Origin of the sequence: Danxiaibacter flavus (genome assembly GCF_041060425.1) — a bacterium.
In the GTDB taxonomy this organism is placed as follows: Bacteria; Bacteroidota; Bacteroidia; order Chitinophagales; family Chitinophagaceae; genus Danxiaibacter; species Danxiaibacter flavus.
In genome coordinates this window covers 397,986-416,847 of sequence record NZ_JAULBC010000003.1, presented here as the reverse complement: position 1 = coordinate 416,847, position 18,862 = coordinate 397,986, and the positions used below count along the sequence as shown (strand labels likewise).

Sequence of the window (18,862 nt, the reverse complement as noted above, 5' to 3'; positions counted from 1 at the left end):
TCGTTCTTTAGCAGATAAACAAAATATTCATTGATGTGCTGATATTGGTTAAAAGAAATTTAAACACTCTTCATTAAATTATTAATTTTTAAAGCGTTGTGAAAAAGGTTCAAACAATAAAGCGCTCTTGTTCGTTAATGCGTTTTTTCAATTGCTTCAATATCATAAGCCTGAATGAGTGCCGGCGTCTCAGGCGTAAGCGTGAAACTAACCCGGATATCTGCATTTTCACCTTCCATTATAAAAGTGCCGCGTAAATTGTTTTCAGGAATTAGTTCCCTTATGTTGATTATTTTTCCTGCTTTTTTAAAGATCTGCTGCGCTTCATTTCTCAATGAATCTTCAAAATAATCCATGAAAAAGTTTTCGGCAAAGATCTTTTGTGAAGCACTGTTTCGCCAATCAGGCAACAGCTTTATCAGCTCGTTCTTTCGCCGTTCAAGTATGGGTGAAACAGGTATTGGCCTGGGCTTTAAACCGGTAAGCTTGAGAAGCGTATCGATAACCTTTCCGTTAATATAGCTTGCGGAGGCATAGGTAAGATTACTAAATGAAATAATGCCGATTCCATAATCAGGAAGAATAACCCAATTGCTGCCGAAACCGGGAAGTCCGCCAGTGTGACCAACGCTAACGATGCCTTTACAATCCTTGCTCCAACGCAATCCATAGCCATATGCAGAAACAACGGGGCATGGCTTGCTGCTGTTTGAAAAGGAATTAAGATTATTAAAACGCCAGGGCTGTTGCATTTCTCTGAGTGAACTTCTTTTTAGGGTGCCATCTTCATGGTCATTGCGTGGAGGCCATGCCGATAATTGAAATGCAACATATTTTGCAAAATCTTCCATAGTTGTGATCATGCCACCCATTGCTCCATAAGCGCCGTCATGCAGCATTGGTTGCTCTACCCAGTTATTATTGAGCCAACGGTAACCATGAGCCAGCTGCTCTTCCGGAACTTTGCTGTATTCAAAGTATGTATGGCTCATGCCGAGTGGTTTTAGAATGTGATTGGTAATATAGGCGGCATAGGTTTCTCCCGAAACTTTCTGCACTATATAACCAAGCATTGCAAAGCCCATGTTGCTGTATTCATACGCAATGCCGGGTACGTTAGAAAAAGAAATACCTTTCTTCAGCATGTTTTTAAATTGCTCGTTTGTGATGGCTAGCTGACGATCACCCCAGGGATTGTCTTCAGGAAATCCTGCAGAATGCGTGAGCAGATGCCTGATGGTGATCACCGGTGCATCTGTTGCAAGATATTTCTGATCCTTCAATTCGGGAATATACATGCTGGCTGGATCGTCTAATCTTAGTTTTCCCGCATCGCGTAACTGTAGAATGGCGACAGAGACAAAGCTTTTTGTCATAGACGCTATGCGAAAATCAGATTTCGCTGTTGCAGGATATTTCTTTTCGATATTGATAAAACCCGTGGCACCTGTGTAAACCAGTTTTCCATCTTTTACGATGCCGTATACAAGCCCCGGATAATGATTTTGTGTTGCAAAATCATTGAATACTTTTTCAACAACAGGAAACGCTTTTTCAAAATCCTGTGTTTCCTGTGACAAGACTTTGCTTGCACATAACGTGCACAGCAATACAGCTGTTTTTAGTATGCGAAGTGGTTTACGATATTTCATCATAGTAACAAAAAAGTAGATCAGAATTAATTTAACCGCACATCTTACAAAGAAGCAAGTGCCTGTTCAAGGTCTGCCAGCAAGTCTTCCACATTTTCAATGCCAACAGAATACCTGATAAGGCTTTCAGGTATTCCCAGCAACCTGCGTTGTTCCTCTGTTAGTTCCACATGGCTTGTTGTTCTTGGCGGCCCGGCAAGTGTACTAACGGAGCCCAGGCTTGCTGCAAGATGCACCAGTTTTAATTTAGGCAATAGCTGTTTTACAAGTTCGTAACCGCCATCCAGTGAAAAGCTCAGAATGCCACCAAAACCACTCATTTGCCGGGCAGCAATCGCATGTCCGTTATGTGATTCCAGGCCCGGGTAAAAAACGTCTTTTACTTTTGGATGTGCCTTTAAATAGTTGGCAATTTTCTGTGCAGACGCATTTTGCCTTTCAATGCGCAGTTCCAGTGTTTTCATTCCGCGCGCAATCAAATAGGCTGGTTCTGCCTGCAGGCTGGCGCCGTTGATCTCCCTGAATTGAAATACTTTCTGAACAAGTTCTTTTTTGCCACAAAGTAATCCGCCCAATGCATCAGAATGACCGCACAGGAATTTTGTTGCGCTATGTATAACAAGATCTGCACCTAATTGCAATGGATGTTGATTAATGGGCGTTGCAAATGTGTTATCAACAACAACAATAGCGCCGGCTTTCTTTGCCGCATTTGCAATGCGGGCTATGTCAACAATCTTAAGTGTTGGATTTGTTGGTGTTTCCAGGTATACAAGGTCACAACCTTTTGCAATCTGCATTTCAAGTTCATCATGATCTGTCGTGTCACATAAATGAACATCAACATTGTATATCGGCAGGAAATCCAAAAAAATCTTACTTGTTCCACCGTAAGTATCTTTAATCGAAACAACTCTTTTGCCCGGCGTAAGAAAAGTAAACAATGTATTACTGATTGCGCCCATACCAGTTGAAAAAGAGATGGCGGCTTCAGCATCTTCCAGCATCCGGATCTTTTCCTCAAGAACAGTCACTGTAGGGTTCGTGTTCCGGCTATAGATATAGCCTTTGCTTTTACCGGTTGCCACATCATACCATTCATCAAGATCTTTGTAAGCAAATGTTACACTGTTCACTATCGGCGTTGTTGCAGCATCATGCACAAAAGGATCACTTTCTCCGCCCCATACAGCCTTTGTTCCATTTTTTAAATTTTCCTGTTGCATAAATAAGTGTTTGCTTGTTTATTTTGATGCCTGGGTTACATGATCATAAATTATCCTGGACACCGTTGCAAGTACTTCTGTTGATGCGGCCTGGTTCTGCACGCCTCTTGAAAGCAAGACTATAACATACTTTTTTCCGTTGGGAAGAAATACAATGCCGGAATCGTGACATATCGCTGTTATAGATCCGCTTTTGCTGGCAACTTTAACGCTTGGCGGAAGTTTGGCTGGAATGATATCTCTGAAGTGCTGATCCATCAGGATCCTGATCATATCATCACAGGCTTTTTTACTCACTGCACTTCCGTTCGCGATATGCTCCATAATAACCATCAGGTCATAGGCTGTGGTTGTATTATTAAGGCCCTTTTCAAAAGCTTTATCATCTTCTACACCGCGCAATACCTGTATATCATTGGCACCCAATTTGCGCATGGTGCTTGTTACATTTTTTGCGTCAACAAGATCAATGATAATATTGGTTGAAAGATTACTACTCTTTGTAATCATTCTGTACAACAAATCAGAGATAGGCAATTTTGTTCCGATAAGCGTGTAAAGATCTTTTTCACTATCATCCATTGAGTCGAGTGAATACGGGCTTCCGTCAACTATACTTGAGAAGGTATTTTTCACCAATATGGAATCTGTTATTGCAAATTTTCCCAGGGCTGCCTGGCGGAAAGTCTCAATTAAAACAGGTGTTTTCATGGTACTGGCTGCATGAAAATTGTCATGCCCGTTAATAAAGAATTGTTGTCCGGTGCTGAGGTCCTTAAACGCAACCGCAAACGTTCCGGATGGCTCTTTGGCAAATTCCGCCATTATTTGTTGTCTTAGCCGAGTGGTATCCATCGCCGCATATACAGAACACATGCTGATGGAAAAAAGCATGCAAACAATATATCTGAAAACTTTCATGAAGATTGTTTTAAAGGTTGATGTATTATTTTTTTGTCGATCTGAACAACAGATCATTAAAGTTTGAATCAGAATCCGGATCAATGATCTTTAGCTTAACCTGGTCAATGCTTCCATCGGGATTTAATGCGAATGTTACGTATGAATCCGATCGCAGGTCTGGATTGCGAAACTTTGCAATAAATGTATCGTGCTGAAAATACTTTAGGTCCGCTGTAAATTGCGGCGTGTGTGTGAAACGCAAAACCAGACCCGTTGGTTCTTTGGTGACTGACAGATCGCCATACACCGCATCCCGGTATACCCCTTCATATTTTTCATAAGGCAATGGTGGTTTTCCGATTGACTCATCGGGAAGCGTAATGGGAACCTGCTCAGATTTTGACTTAGCAATGCTTGAATCCATTATTTTTTTGTAGCCTGCGATCCAGTCAAAAGGTTTATTGTGCATGTAATAATCAAGCACATGATAGATTACGGACCAATATGCGCCGGTTGATTCCTGGTTGGTCAGTACGGTAATACCCATTTTAAGATCGGGCACCATAACAACTTGCGAGACAAAGCCATCGAGTTTGCCGCCATGACCAACAATTTTGTATCGCTGGTAATTGTATGACCTAAATCCAAGTGCATATCCCCAGAAATCCATTTGGGCTGGTGAAATGTCCGGGGAGATTTTTTCTATTGGGATGGGGCGAACGATCTTCCACAATTCTTTTGTTGTTGTTGGTTTAAAAAGTTGAACCTTCTGCTGCGTTTTACCAGAGTCGAGTTGCGTTATCATCCATTTGGCAATATCTGTAGCGTTTGAAGCAATGCCGCCTGCCGGATCTCCCGCATCGCCGATAGCCTGTTCACTATAATGTTCGAGCACACGCACAGAATCCTTATAACGGATGTGAGCTGACGAAACGTTGGGTTGTAATTTCATTTGAGAGAACCGGGTAGTCGTTTCGTTCATTCCTATTTTATCAAGTATTCTTGTCTTTACAAAATCTTCCCATTCCACATTGGATACCGCTGATATCACTTCTCCTGCAGCCAGGTACAAGATGTTGTCATAAGCATAAGTGGTTCTGAAATCATGCGCCATAGGGAGCCTGGCCACTTTGCCAACAATTTCTTTCCTCGTATAATTTGATGGCGGGAAGATGAGGTAATCACCTGCGTAAGCGCCAATACCGCTGTGATGCACCAACAAGTCGCGAACAGTTAAATGCATCGTAATATAAGGATCAGACATTCTGAACCAGGGAAGGTAATTGATTACAGGATCATCCCATTTCAGCTTACCATCTTCAACAAGCAAAGCCAGAGCTGTTGCTGTGAATGCTTTCGAGTTAGAGGCAATGGAGAACAATGTATGTTCATCTACGGGAGCTGCTTCGCCCAATTTTTTTACGCCAAATCCTTTTGCCAGCACAACTTTTCCATCTTTAACAATGGACACACTCATCCCGGGAACGTTGAATGTTTGCAGCACTTTTGTGATATACTCGTCCAGTTTCGGTGGCAGATCATCGCCATTTTGAGCGAACACTGATGTACACAAAAGTGTTACAATTACAAGCTGGAAAATGCTTTTGTATTTCATTGAAGGTTATTTTGAAATGGAGGCTGCTACTCCGTTTTTTAGCTGTACATAACATTCCTTCCAACGCAGTTTTTCCTGTTCTGATTCAAGCTTGTTTCCCAGCTTCGCTGCCAGTATCGAAATGTTGCGATGACATTCTCCTGCCACATATGAATCAGGAAAAGAACTTGCGGACCGTTTGAATAACAGGTATGCCTGTTTTATTTTTTTACTGTTTTCTGATTTAGCAAGTTTGATCGCGTTTTTATAGTCTGTGAGCCATTTACGCGCGTCAACATTCATTCTGCTTGATTCTTCATACACAATAAACGGAGGAAGTTGTTGCATGATCTGCATGGGCAGGATCTCCTCTTTCGGCTGGTTGAAATAATTAACAAGCGCATCAACATAGGCTGTCGCTTCATTCTGATTGTGCTCGTCCTGTTTGAGCCGGTCCTCTTCCCGCGGATTGGTAAAAAAAGAAGCCTCACCAATTATGCCCGGTATGCCGTAAGTGTTGCGTAACACATTGGCCCCTTTAGTAGGAAAGATGGTATAATCAGAAACCACCATTGCCTGTGCCGGTCGTTTATACAGTGTTTTTTGCAATGCGGTGATCAGGCTTTTTCCCAAAGCAACACTGGCTTTGTTTTCTGAAACCGCCCCGTGAAAAAATACAATGGGAAAATTAACCGAAGAATCAGCCGTTGCATTATGATGTATGGATATAAAAATGTCGGCTTTATTTTCAACAGCAATTTGTGCACGTCTTTCAAGCGCGATTGTATCATCAGAGATCCGTGTCATTATAACGGTTGCGCCTTGTTGTTGCAGTTTTTCCTGAAGTAGTTTTGCAACGCGAAGGTTGATCCATTCTTCTCTTTCGCCCGTAGGCCCCTGTCTGTAGAGATCTGTAAGTGCAGTGCCGCCGTGCCCGGCGTCTACACAAATGATCTTTCCGCGAAGCACAGTTGTGTCCGCTGCAAATAGTCTGCTAAAAAAAAGCGACAGAAATATTACAATCACAATGGGTTTCATGGGGTCATCAGTTTTCGCTTGAGAAAATCGGCTACGGCTTCGTCAACTTTTAATGCATTGGAATGTTTCATCCAGTGGTGTGTTTCATCGGGAATGATAAGACTTTCAAAAGGAAATTTCTTTTCCATAAAACGTTTAGCCAGATCTACAGTCTGATGAAATGGTACATTGCCGTCATCATCACCATGAATTAACAAAACCGGGGATGTCCATGTGTCCAGTGAAGAAACCGGCGATGATTGCCAGCTTAATTTACGGGATAGTTCTGCATCAGGTGCCTGTTGAACATTTGAGTAATCCGGTGCAAATACCATCAGGTTATGTTCGCCGTGAATATCTACACCGGCCGCAAATAATTTTGAATCTTTTGCCAGTGCCAGTGCTGTTAAAAATCCGCCGTATGAACCGCCATATACACCAATCTTTTTTGCATCAACCGCTGGTTGTTTTGATAACCATTCGCCTGCAGCTTTTATATCTAAATATTCAGATGCGCCGTTGTTCCATGTATTTCCCGGCTGCTGAAATTCAAAGCCATAGCCAATGCCAAGACGATAATTTACCGAAAGCACAATAAATCCCTGCGATACAAGATATTGATTCAGCGCATAAGTATTTGCGTAATAGTCGCCATAGTGCCATCCCAGCAACATTTGTCTTTCAGGCCCGCCATGTATGAATAATACTGCTGGCTTCTTTGCCGGACCTTCTTTTGGCATATACAACTGTCCATATACAGTTTTGCCATCGGCAGCTTTGAATTGAACAGATGTGGGTGCTACCATTTTGCCGGAAGGATAATCTTTAGGTAGTAATTGTCCACCGATCGATACAGGTTTGCCCGGCGCAAACTTCATGATCGCCGGAAGCGGTGGCTGCTGTGCTGTTGCACTCATTAATACGAGTGTTGTGCCATCGCCGGTAAGCATCGGAAAAGTCTCAATGCCTGTGCCTGGCGTCAGTATTTCCATTGCTGGCTTGTCTACGGGAACTCGGGCGATATGCCTCCGGTCGTAATCGTATTTGTCCGGTCCTGTGTTGGTGCTAAAGAGAACCCATTTTTTGTCCGGGCTTAACTTTACATGCTCTACCGCAAAGGCACCATCCGTTAGTAACACTGGTTGACCGCCTGTTGCCGCTATCGAGTAAATATGTGGCCAGCCATCCATGTACGACACAAAAATGATCCGTTCGTTAGCCGCCCAGTTTAAATTAAATCTGCCTTGTGTTTCAGGGACAGAACCTCTTAATGTTTCCGGAGCTTTCCAGATCTCTTGTGCTTTGCCTGAGGCAGCGTCTGCAACGCATATTGACCAGGGGACATGTTTATCTACAGTGAGAGAATCTATAGCTCCCCCGCTTGCAGCTCTCCTGATAAATACAATCTTTTTCCCATCAGGTGACCACCTGGGTGACTGATCCTTTGCTATTGAAGCATCGAGCCATTGAATAGGAGACAGGCTGTCCGTAAAAATGCCAATGAAAGAATGATCGTTTCTCGATGAAACAAAAGCGAGTTGTTTGCCATCCGGCGACCATTGAAGTGAGTTTGTTTCACCTCTGGCATAAAACAACATCTTTGCAGGCTGAGAGCCATCTATGGGAACACTCCATGCCTGGCCATTCTTAATAAAAACTACTTTGTCACTTTGCGGCGATATTACCGGAAATTCGCCATCAGACAGTAAAACCGGCTTGCCGCCTGCAAAAGGAATACTATACAGTTGAATTTTTGGCGCAGTTGGAAGGGATGCGGGATTTCTTGGGATGGTTTCATCAAATGCCCCATGATCTCCGCCTCTTACGTAAACAACCCATTTGCCGTCTGGTGATATTTTTATACTTGTTATTTCCTGCCCGTCGTCTTCATTGTAATCCGTGAGCTTCCGTAACACAAAGTCCGGCCCGTTAGCCACATACACGTTTCTTTTACCTTTTTCATTAACAGCCATCGCAATTGAAGATCCTTTTTCAGATGTTGTCAACTCGTTGGGAAAAGGATAAGCAAGTGCCGCTTCCAGTGTGAATCGTTGTGCGTGTAAACAGTCATGAAAAATGAAGGAAACCAGAAGAAGCAGGAAACAATTTTTCATAACTGTATAATGATTTTTTGAACCATATAAGGCATATAAGGGAATATAAGATTTTATGCTGACAGATCTAATGTATGCTTGTTTCGTATATGGTTCGGTCTTTTAAATCAGGCATATAAGAGATTATAAGGACTTTTATTAACGTGTTGTATACTCGCTAAGATCCTTATATTTTCTTATATGCCTTATATGGTTCAAATCAAAAAAACTTGTTTGGTTCAAAATTATTTATCCCAGATCAATTTTTCATCAAGACCTGAAATGGTAGGTACATTCGCTCCGTTGCGGCTGGTTTCAACAGTTGGATAAGCAACGCGCCTTATAAAAGTATTCATAACTGCACCTACAGGAAGACCAAAATCTTTGTACTTATAGTCATACCGGCGGGCGTCAACCCATGATTCAGGATTCAGCACCATGGCAACATACTTTTCCTTAAAGATAAGATCAAGTGTAAGGTTAGCCGCACCAACACTTACTGCAGGATTATTCATGTATGTGGCTTTGTCTGTTCCGCTAACACCAAGTTTATCCATATTTGCAGAAATGCCGGCTAGGTAAGCATCGTATGCTCTTGTTTTGTCATTTGTTCTGAATGCAACTTCAGCTTCAATGAACTTTGTTTCTGCGTAAGTGATCACAAGCAACGGTGCCGCGCTTTTTGAATAGAAGCCATCAAGAGATAAATATGATTCTTCATTGTCTGTTCCTGTGCCTATTCTTCCTGCTCCATTAGGTGTTCCTCTATAGTCACCGAATTTGGTAAGTGTAGCGATTTTTGGAAGACGGGGATCGAATATGCCGTAGGTTTTGCCATTGGTTGCATCTATGAATTGAGTGCTCATCCAGCCGTCCAGATCAAGGACAGAGTTATCGTATGCAACCTGGTTCCACGGGCTTCTTCCGCTGAAAGCAGTAAGCTGGGCGTCGTCAGCGTTAGATGAATAAGCAGTACCTAATGCTGTAAGAATATCTGCAGGCTTATAATCGCTGGTTTTTGACCATTGATTCAGGAATCTTGCTTTTAAAGCATAGCCTGTTTTGATCCATGCGTCTGCGCTTCCACCGTGAATTACATCGCTTGCTGCATTCAGATCCAGGGTGGCGTCAGTCTGTTTTAATGCTGCAATACCATCGTCAACCAATTGCATGCATGTTGCCAGCAACGTAGCCTGATCGTCGAATTTTGGCACCAACAATTCCTGTCCTTTTAAAGCTTCACTGTATGGCACATCTCCGAATGAGTTAACAAGCATATTGAGGTTAAGCGCCATTAGAATTTTGCCAACACCCAGGTGTTTTGATGCTCCCTGCTTTTCAGCAAGTGTGATCATTTGCTGAATGTTCATCATGGTGTTATAAAAATTTGTCCATGTAGTAGAATAATCTACTTCATTATAAATATCAGCATCGCTCCCTTTGGAGTTAGATGCAAGGTATTGTGTGTAATAAGATACAATATCACCCATGCGATACACATCCATGCCGGATTGAAATGTGGCTTCAGCCAACAAACCATTTAACGGAGGATCTGTAACAAGGTTGGGGTTATCCAGTTTGTCAAGATATTTGCTGCATCCGCCTGTAAATAGTAACAACCCCGCAGCTAAACATATGATGAGATTTCTTTTCATGATTACAGGTTTTAGAAGGTGAGGTTTAAAGAGAAGATAAAACTGCGTACGGCAGGATAAGTAAAACCTGCAAATCCATCAGCCACATCACCTGAACTGGTAGAGCTTGATTCCGGATCAAAGCCTGTAAATTTGGTTTTTAACCACAGGTTGTTTCCTGACACGGTAAACGTGGCGCCGCTAATGAACCGTGAGCGTTGAACAAATTGCGGAGGTAATGTATAGCCAAGGCTAAGCGAACGTAAACGGATCCAGGATGCGTCTTCAATAAATGTTTCAGAAGCGCCTCTGTATACGTTACGATAATAACCGTTACCATAATCCACGCCATCCGGCCCTGTGCCCTGGCCGAGCCAAACCGGTTTTGTATTGGCTTTTCCGTCGGCAGTAACCCCCTGGAATACGATCACATCATTGCGGTTTTCTGAACCTTTTTGCAATGCAAATGACCCCATAAAGTTGGCTAACTGGTTATAACGGTACACGCCTTGCTGTGCATCAAATAAAAAGCCCAGTGAAAAACTCTTGTAGCGTAAAGTACTACCTAAACTTCCGATCCATTTTGGTTGCGAGTTAGCAATATATTGCTGTTTAGATGCTGGGTTTAAAACGGGGAATCCGTTGCTTCCTATAACAATAGGACGGCTTTTATCAAGTCTCATCGGATCTTCTGTATCACTGCCAAAGTAACGTTGGTAAGTACGTCCGAATAATGCGCCTACGGGATAACCCGGAATATACTTTTGTGTTACAGTTGAACTTAAATAGCCGAACTGACTGCCCATAGTGATCTCAGTGAGATCAGGATAGATGGAAAGCACTTTGTTCCTGTTCATGGTGTAATTCACGCGCACATCCCATGTGAAATTTTTGCTGCGGATGGGTGTGGCAGAAACACTCACTTCAACGCCCTGGTTGCGAATGCTTCCTGAATTAAGATAGATCTGATCATAACCGCTTGTAACCGGTACTTTTACAGGGATGATCAGATCTTTACTTGTATTGTTGTAGTATGTAAAATCCAATCCTATGCGGTTATTGGCGAACTTTAATTCAACGCCACCTTCATAGGAAGTTGTGAACTCGGGTCGAAGATTTGCATCTCCTGTCTGTGTAGAAAGACTAAAAGGCAATACGCCATTGGTTAACGGTGTGCCTATGTTGTAGCCTGAAGATGTTGCATAAGCAACAGCATCTTTACCAATTTTAGCTACTGAAAAACGTGCCTTTGCGTAAGACCACCATTGTGGTAAACGAAGATTTTCTGAAAACACCCAGCTTAAGCTGGCTGAAGGATAAAAGAATGACCTGTTTTCTTTGGATAACGTAGATGTCCAGTCGTTTCTTCCCGTTAACGTCAGGTATAAATAATTATCCCAGCTCAGTGTCCAGTCAGCAAATACACCAACGATCCGGTATTCGCGCAAATAGTTGTTACCAATTACTCTTTTCGCGTTGCTCAGATTATAAAATGTAGGAACCACCAGTGTGTCGCCTTCTGTGTAGACAGATGTCCTTTTAGTCTGGTAAAGATCATGTCCCACTTTGAAGGATGATTTGATATGGCTGCCGATATCATTTTTGAAATTGAGCATTAAAGTAGAGTTCAGCACTGTGTTTTTGATCTTGTATTCCATGATGGTTCCGTAACCAAGATCATCCGGTGCATAGATCTCATCAGGAACACCTAACGGACCGGGTGTTGTTTGTGAACGTGAATCATTGTACACATCAGCGCCGAAACGATAATTAATATCCACCCATTTAAACGGAGAATACGTAAAGTGTGTGTTGGAAATAACCCTGTCTACATTGTCTTCATAATCTTTTGCCCACAATAGGTAAATAGGATTGTAATTATCTGAACCAACGATGGTTTTTTGTGTGCCATCCGGCTTCATATAATCCCAGATGTCGTGGTTTGGCGCGAAGTAAGTGAGGTTCTCATTGTAACGATCAGAGTTGCCATGCCGTCCGCCGGAGTTTATATAATTGAGTGAAGTCCCCATCCGCACTTTTTCTGAGAACTTAAATTCTCCGCCAGCCTTAGCTGAAAAATTCTTGTAATTGGTGAAAGGCATGATACCATCCTGGCTGAATTGAGAGAAGGCTCCGGAGAAAACTGCCTTTTCAGTACCACCGGAAATATTCAGGCTATTCCTGAAAGACATTCCGCCTTCGTATCCATATTTGTAGTTGTTGTGCAACTGATCAGGGTGATTCGGATCGATCGCCTTTGCTTCCTTAACTGTAGGACCGTAAGCCGGCCAGAAACTTGTGGAATCATACTCGTTAAACCAACCCTGTGTGTAAGTGGTTTGCGTTTCCGGATATTTATTAATGTTATCCAAACTCAACGTACTGGTAAAGCTGGCTCTCAGTTTGCCGGTTTTACCGGACTTGGTTGTGATAACAATTGCACCTGTTGCTGCACGTAATCCGTAAAGCGCTGTGGCCGCGCCACCTTTTAAAATATTGATTGATTCTATATCGTCCGGGTTGATGTCTGCTGCGCGGTTACCCATTCCGTTTAAGCTGGAACCATCTTTTGTATCCGTGGTATTATCGATAGGGATGCCGTCAATTACGAACAGCGGCTGAAAGTCGCGGTTAGGATCAAGCGAGTTGATGCCACGCAGAACGATCTTTGCACCCTGGCCGGGAGCCCCGCCTCCAGAGTTGATCTGCAAGCCAGCTGCCTGTCCCTGCAACGCGTTCACAATATTAGGCTGATGGCTGGATGCAATGGCTTCGCCGGTTACTTCCTGGGCGGAGTAACCTAATGATCTTTTTTCCTTGCGGATGCCTAAAGCTGTCACCGTTACTTCAGACATATTGCTTTTGTCTTCTGCCAGCAGAAAGTTAGCTTCAGTAACAGCATTATCCGAAACAGTAACATTTCTTGTTTCCGGAAGATAGCCTACTGCAGAGATCTGCAACTGATAGGTTCCGGGTTTAACATCTGTTAATGAAAATGAGCCATCTGCATCTGCTGCTTTTGCAATGCTTGTCTTCAATAGAACAACTGAAGCATTGGATAACGGATCACCATTTTGATTGGTCACCTTTCCTTTTATTCCGCCGGTGGCAAAACGCGTGGGAGAGGAGAGTATCATTTGATAACCGGCAGAACCAGCCAGCTTCTTTTTGATGATGACATTTGCATTAACAAGCTCGTATTGAAGTCCCGTGTTGGTCAGCACTTCGTTAAGAACTTTGTCTACGCTAACATCATCAGCTTCCAGGCTGATGTTCTCAAAAGACTCAACATCGCTGGTTTTGTAAGAAAATGGAAGACGTGTTTCCGTTTCAATTTTGCGAAGAGCCGTTTTAAGCGATACGTTTTTAAGATCGACGGAAATCCTGATCTTGCTGAGATCCTGGCCGGTGGTAGGACCCGCAATCAACATTCCGTTCAGCGTTAGAAAAAAAGCAAGGATAACAATTCTCATGAGTAACACTTTCAGTTTCCATCCGGTCACATTGCTGTAACGGGATCGAAGGTTCTCAATACACAGCACGGCAATGCCATGTATTTTTAGATACAAATTCATAGCTTTGGTTAGTTTAAAAAATTCTCAAAAAGTATTTACTTTAAACGAGGGCCGTTCCAGGTCGCAACTGGTTCGGTCCATTTTTTTTTTAACCGGGTGGTGACATTGCTTTTTTATTGTTTTGGTTATTAGTCAGTTTTCTGATATCATTATAATTGTCAGTACTATTTATTGAATATTATTTGATGGCATAGGTGCCATTTTCCTGTTTTAATTCTGTGTCTGTAAGCCTGCAAAGGATCTGCAATGCTTTATCGACGCCCTGTGTTCTCTTAAAAGAGGTAGAAACGCGCAGGGTTTTAAGCTGCGGGCTTTCTACACGAATGGTTACATTATACACCCTTTCGAGATCAGCAAGTATATCGCCAATGGTGTAGTCATCATACACAAGATTACCTTCATGCCATGCTATCGGTTCATCTTCTTTAAACTTCTTCTCCTTAATTATACGTGTGGTGTTGCCAATACTTACCTCTTCACCCCTGGTTAACATGGCAATCTGCTTGTTGCTGTATCTTACCTGCACTTTTCCTCTTTGTACCGAAACTGTTATTCGTTCGAGATCAGGATATGCTTTTATATTAAATGCAGTGCCCATTACAACAGTGCTTACTTTGCCCGTGTAAATGATAAAGGGAATCTTATCTGCATGCTTCACATCAAAATACGCTTCTCCCTGTAACGTTACTTCCCGTTTAGCCGGGTTGAAATTTTCGGGAAAATCCAGGCTGCTTGCTGCATTCAGCCATACTTGTGTGCTATCAGGCAGTAGCAGGTATTTATATTCTGATCGCTCAGTTGTTTTTTTGATGTGCGAAACAGCCGCCGGAACATGGTTACTAACGGAAGTGTCTTTATGTTGATAAGTCATTCCAAATAAAGACGCCGCAATAATAAGAACAGCGGTACATGCCTGCACAAGCATCCGTTTTCTCCGTTTCTTATTTGTAAATAAATGTGCTGCATTGGTCTTGTTATTTATCAATCCTGATAGATTACCAAACTCATCTACATAAGCAGCGGATGCCTGGTTGGTTTTATTATGGTAGGTTTCTTCCCGTAGTACTTCCCGGATAAAACTGTCGTTATCTTCTATCTGCATATGTGCAAACAACTCATCAAACTCCTCTTTCGAGCAGGTGTTATTCAGATATTTTCGAAACAGGTATTTGATCCTTTCTTCCATTCGTATGATAATGTTTTTCTTTCTGCAGCTGATGAACATGACTGCATAGCTACTATCAGACAATGACGAAGGAGGAAACGAATGTTCCTATTCCAATCAAAAAAAAATTATAAAACTGAAAGGAGGATAAACATTAATCCAATACTGCCTGAGATAAAGCGTTGGATTGCCTGTAAGGCACTCGAAAGCTGGTTTTTAACTGTATGCCTGGATATGGAAAGTGCATCCGCTATTTCTTTGTAATTCATACCGGCGTCGCGGTTAAGCCGGTAAATAAGCTGGCGCTGCGGAGGCAGGCTTTTTATTGCCTGTTGTATGGAACGCCTGCACTCTTTGGCGTTGATAAATTCTTCGGTTTCGTTTAATGTGGATTGGGATCTTTTCCAAAGGATTTCACGTAAACGATTGTCAGCTGCTGTTTTCCGGAGAAAATCGATCAGTTTGTTTTCGGTCACTGTGTACAGCCAGGCATCTATGTTTTTAATTGTATGGAGTTCAGTGCGATGTGACCATAATGTTAAGAATACTTCCTGAACTATATCCTGAGACAGATCTGAAGATTTGGTTGTTTTGAACGCAAGTGCAAACAATGAGTCTGCATGTTTTTCATACAAAGCCTCAAAATGTTGCGATGTTTTTTCGTCTATGGTATGAACGAACGTTTGGTTAGTAGAATCCCGATTAGTCAGCAATTAGTGTTGTTTATTGCTTAAAAATAAGAAAAAATGATTTCAAAAGTAAAACTCCTTATGATATAATATTTTTTAATAATCATATTGAGATATTGACGATTAGACACCAACTTGAGTATCCATTTCTGCCACTTGTATCGTAAATGATTGTTTTAGCCTGTTCTATGCAACATACTAGAAAAATGTAAAACATTACAAAATATTTAATGTGTTATTTTCTGCTTTAATATTTTTTTAATAACGATATGAAGGCCGGTTTTCTCTTGCGATTATCAATCCTTTATTCCGATTTATGAAAACAGAACTGGCATGATAAAAAATGATAATGTAAGATACTAACAATAATTAACATAGAAAAACAAAAGAATATATCTTAAATTAATATGTAACCCAAAAAGACAAAAAAAATAACATTATTGTCTAAACAATTCGCTTTAATACATATAATCATGGCTAAGTACGGAATGTCCGTTGTGTAACCGATTACGATAGGTCGTCGTTGGCAAAAAATTTGTTTCCAAGGGGAGTCAGCATTAAAAAGAGAAATCGGTACCACATGATTACACATCAAGCCATTCCTTTAGATTTTGTAACCAACAAATTCCAATTATTCTAAAACAACTAGTCACATGCACCGAAATTTTACAATTTCAATGCGAACGCTGTTCGCGATGGCTATTTTTTTGCTCAGCCTGGCCAACCTAAATAAGGCAGATGCACAAACAAACACCCCCAGAACAGTTTCCATCTCAAGTAACATTGGCGGCTATTGGGAATATCTTCCGGCTGATTACGCAACTTCCGGAAAAAAATATCCGGTCCTCTTCTTTTTTCACGGTGTAGGAGAGCAGGGTGATGGGTCAACAAGCGCACTACAGCTTGTATTAAAAAATGGCCCCCCAAAATTGATCAACAACGGTACGTTTCCAAAGACTTTTACTGTAAATGGCAAAACGTTTTCATTTATTGTGATTTGTCCGCAAATGAAAAATAGTCAATGGATAATGAGCGATTACAAGGCCCTGATAGCATACATGAAAAGCAAGTATCGTATTGATACAACGCGTATTTACCTTTCGGGACTTAGCATGGGCGGAGGTAATGCCATGTACTATTCTTCAAACGATGGAAACGTTTCAAAAACAATTGCGGCTACAGTTACAGCATCTGAAGCTTCCAGGCCCAACAGCTACACTGTAAGAACGCTTGCTACGGCTAACGTTCCTGTTTGGCTTTGTACAAACAAGATCGATCCGACTGTTCCGCCATCCTATTCTATAAGCTGGCACGACAGCCTCGCAAAGTACGTACCTAAAATGCCTACTCAACCATTATTGGATGTGTTTGATGCAAGCGGTCATGACTCATGGACACAAACATTCGATCCCAATTTTCGTCCGAGAGGATTGAATGTGTACGAGTGGATGCTTCAGTACACGAGGGGCACATCTACGACAGCACCAACAACTCCAACAACAAATGTATATCCTAAAATAACGGTGCCCGCATCAGTAACACTACCAGTTACCTCTGTTACCCTTGATGGAACAGGTTCCACAACAAACAATGGAGCTACTATATCTTCTTATCTGTGGAAAGTTGTATCTGGTCCGTCTGGCTATACGCTTGGCAGCAGCACAAGTTCAAAAGCCACATTGTCAAACGTAGCGGCAGGAACGTATAGTTTGCAACTTACCGTTACAAATAATTATGGTGTAACTGCGACAGCCAGTGCTTCACTTGTTGTGAATGCGGCAACGCAGGGACCTGTGGCTGTTATCAATGGGGCATCAAATATTACATTACCCAAAGATTCGGTTACGCTGGATGGAACTAAGTCTACTGATGCCAGTGGAACTGTAACAACTTATACATGGTCATGTTTGTCCGGGCCTACAGGTTATACGATAGTTTCTCCCAGCTCGGCAACTACACGTGTTACCAAGCTTAGTGCAGGAACTTATAAATTCAAGCTGACGATTAAAGATGATAAGGGAGCAACATCTGCTGACACAGCTGCCTTTACTGTAAGTAATCCAACAGTAACCGGGCCGGTAATCGTTTTCAAAGCACCATCCAGTGTAACAACCTCATCAATTACACTGGACGCATCCGGATCTTATACAGCAGCTGGCAGAACTATAACAAAATATGACTGGCGCTATATTTCCGGACCAAAAGGCGCTACGTATACTGATTCTACAAAACCAGTAATAACGGTGAGCAATCTAAAGACCGGAACATATACCTATGCGCTAAAAATCTCTGATGGTACAACCAGTGTGTCCGGAACAGTAAGTTTTGCGGCAACAGTTGCATCTACAACGGTATCTGCAAAAATCAGCGCACCATCGAGTGTTGTTCTGCCAACATCTTCTGTAACACTTGACGGAACAGGCTCCACAACAAGCAGTGGTGCTACTATTACCAATTATTCCTGGAGTGTAAGCTCAGCGCCTACAGGATATACCCTGGTAAACAGCAGCTCATCAAAAGCAACGCTTTCCAATCTGGCAGCAGGCACTTATACCGTACAATTAGCGGTGACCAACAGCAGCGGGGTTAAGGCTTCCACAACGGCAAACATTGCTGTAACCAATGATGATGCTACAGGTCCGGTAGTGGTATTCAAGGCGCCGGTAACCGTTTCTGCTACCTCGGTTATTTTAGATGCATCTGCATCTTACACTGTACCGGGAAGAACGATCACAAAATATGACTGGCGTTATATAGCGGGACCTAAGGGTGCTGTGTATACAGATTCTACAAAGCCGGCAATTACTTTAAGCAAGCTTGTAGCCGGTACATACACTTACCAGGTTAAGATAAGCGATAGTAAAGCTTCTGCCACCGCAAGAATCATATTTACTGTAGCTTCTTCAACAGCACGTGTGGCGGCTACGGACACAGCTGCATCTTCTATAGCTTCCGCAACAGTAACATCATCATCTTTTGCTACGCCCGGCAGCGTTGCTGAATCAGCAAAACAACAGGCTACGTTGAAGTTGGCTCCTGTGCCAACAAGAGATAACCTGCAGCTGATGCTGAATAATAGTTCATCCGGCAGAGTTTCAATCCGCGTGACTGATATGAGCGGAAGAACCATGCTGTTAAAAAATGCTGCCACCAAACAATTTGCAAGCTGGCAGGATAATATTAACGTAGCAGGGTTTATGTCAGGCGTGTATTTCGTTGAAATTTTTGTCGGCAATGAAAAATTCACAGGGAAATTTGTGAAGGCCGGCAGCTAGTTTATTATAAACCGGAATTAATATAAAAAGCAAAGGGCC

The 18,862-nt window shown here is 42.2% G+C and carries 11 protein-coding genes; 1 reads left to right on the top strand and 10 read right to left on the bottom strand.

What is annotated here, in order from left to right; translation table 11 throughout:
• Nucleotides 1-134: 134 nt before the first annotated feature.
• From QTN47_RS12165 to QTN47_RS12120, 10 genes are all read right to left on the bottom strand, one after another.
• Nucleotides 135-1,655, bottom strand: a complete 1,521-nt coding sequence (locus QTN47_RS12165) for a serine hydrolase domain-containing protein (protein WP_369329652.1) — start codon at nt 1,653-1,655, stop codon at nt 135-137.
• Between the two features lie 41 nt (nt 1,656-1,696).
• Nucleotides 1,697-2,878, bottom strand: a complete 1,182-nt coding sequence (locus tag QTN47_RS12160) for a cystathionine gamma-synthase family protein (RefSeq protein WP_369329651.1) — start codon at nt 2,876-2,878, stop codon at nt 1,697-1,699.
• A gap of 18 nt (nt 2,879-2,896) precedes the next feature.
• Entirely contained in the window at nt 2,897-3,799 is a 903-nt protein-coding gene (locus QTN47_RS12155; protein ID WP_369329650.1) for a serine hydrolase, read from the bottom strand.
• Nucleotides 3,800-3,824: 25 nt separating this feature from the next.
• Nucleotides 3,825-5,396: a serine hydrolase gene (locus tag QTN47_RS12150; RefSeq protein WP_369329649.1), complete on the bottom strand. Its 1,572-nt coding sequence runs from the start codon at nt 5,394-5,396 to the stop codon at nt 3,825-3,827.
• Nucleotides 5,397-5,402: 6 nt separating this feature from the next.
• Nucleotides 5,403-6,413 carry an N-acetylmuramoyl-L-alanine amidase family protein gene (locus tag QTN47_RS12145; RefSeq protein WP_369329648.1) on the bottom strand — a complete coding sequence of 337 codons (1,011 nt, stop codon included), beginning with the start codon at nt 6,411-6,413 and terminating at the stop codon, nt 5,403-5,405.
• Nucleotides 6,410-8,506: a S9 family peptidase gene (locus QTN47_RS12140; protein ID WP_369329647.1), complete on the bottom strand. Its 2,097-nt coding sequence runs from the start codon at nt 8,504-8,506 to the stop codon at nt 6,410-6,412. The genes QTN47_RS12145 and QTN47_RS12140 overlap by 4 nt, the downstream gene beginning before the upstream one ends.
• A gap of 224 nt (nt 8,507-8,730) precedes the next feature.
• A complete protein-coding gene (locus tag QTN47_RS12135; RefSeq protein WP_369329645.1) occupies nt 8,731-10,140 on the bottom strand; it encodes a SusD/RagB family nutrient-binding outer membrane lipoprotein in 1,410 nt (469 codons plus the stop codon).
• Between the two features lie 11 nt (nt 10,141-10,151).
• On the bottom strand, nt 10,152-13,694 hold the full coding sequence (locus tag QTN47_RS12130) for a SusC/RagA family TonB-linked outer membrane protein (protein WP_369329644.1): 3,543 nt from the start codon (nt 13,692-13,694) through the stop codon (nt 10,152-10,154).
• 178 nt (nt 13,695-13,872) lie between these two features.
• Nucleotides 13,873-14,880 carry a FecR family protein gene (locus QTN47_RS12125; RefSeq protein ID WP_369329643.1) on the bottom strand — a complete coding sequence of 336 codons (1,008 nt, stop codon included), beginning with the start codon at nt 14,878-14,880 and terminating at the stop codon, nt 13,873-13,875.
• Between the two features lie 107 nt (nt 14,881-14,987).
• On the bottom strand, nt 14,988-15,572 hold the full coding sequence (locus QTN47_RS12120) for an RNA polymerase sigma factor (protein WP_369329642.1): 585 nt from the start codon (nt 15,570-15,572) through the stop codon (nt 14,988-14,990).
• 629 nt (nt 15,573-16,201) lie between these two features.
• Between QTN47_RS12120 and QTN47_RS12115 the strand changes: the two genes are divergently transcribed.
• The gene (locus QTN47_RS12115; protein WP_369329641.1) at nt 16,202-18,823 is read left to right on the top strand and encodes a PKD domain-containing protein; all 2,622 of its coding nucleotides are present in this window, start codon (nt 16,202-16,204) and stop codon (nt 18,821-18,823) included.
• Nucleotides 18,824-18,862: the final 39 nt, after the last annotated feature.

Coding starts and splice junctions, on each gene's coding strand:
- QTN47_RS12165 (WP_369329652.1), bottom strand. CDS start 1,655: ATGATGAAATATCGTAAACCACTTCGCATACTAAAAACAGCTGTATTG.
- QTN47_RS12160 (WP_369329651.1), bottom strand. CDS start 2,878: ATGCAACAGGAAAATTTAAAAAATGGAACAAAGGCTGTATGGGGCGGA.
- QTN47_RS12155 (WP_369329650.1), bottom strand. CDS start 3,799: ATGAAAGTTTTCAGATATATTGTTTGCATGCTTTTTTCCATCAGCATG.
- QTN47_RS12150 (WP_369329649.1), bottom strand. CDS start 5,396: ATGAAATACAAAAGCATTTTCCAGCTTGTAATTGTAACACTTTTGTGT.
- QTN47_RS12145 (WP_369329648.1), bottom strand. CDS start 6,413: ATGAAACCCATTGTGATTGTAATATTTCTGTCGCTTTTTTTTAGCAGA.
- QTN47_RS12140 (WP_369329647.1), bottom strand. CDS start 8,506: ATGAAAAATTGTTTCCTGCTTCTTCTGGTTTCCTTCATTTTTCATGAC.
- QTN47_RS12135 (WP_369329645.1), bottom strand. CDS start 10,140: ATGAAAAGAAATCTCATCATATGTTTAGCTGCGGGGTTGTTACTATTT.
- QTN47_RS12130 (WP_369329644.1), bottom strand. CDS start 13,694: ATGAATTTGTATCTAAAAATACATGGCATTGCCGTGCTGTGTATTGAG.
- QTN47_RS12125 (WP_369329643.1), bottom strand. CDS start 14,880: ATGGAAGAAAGGATCAAATACCTGTTTCGAAAATATCTGAATAACACC.
- QTN47_RS12115 (WP_369329641.1), top strand. CDS start 16,202: ATGCACCGAAATTTTACAATTTCAATGCGAACGCTGTTCGCGATGGCT.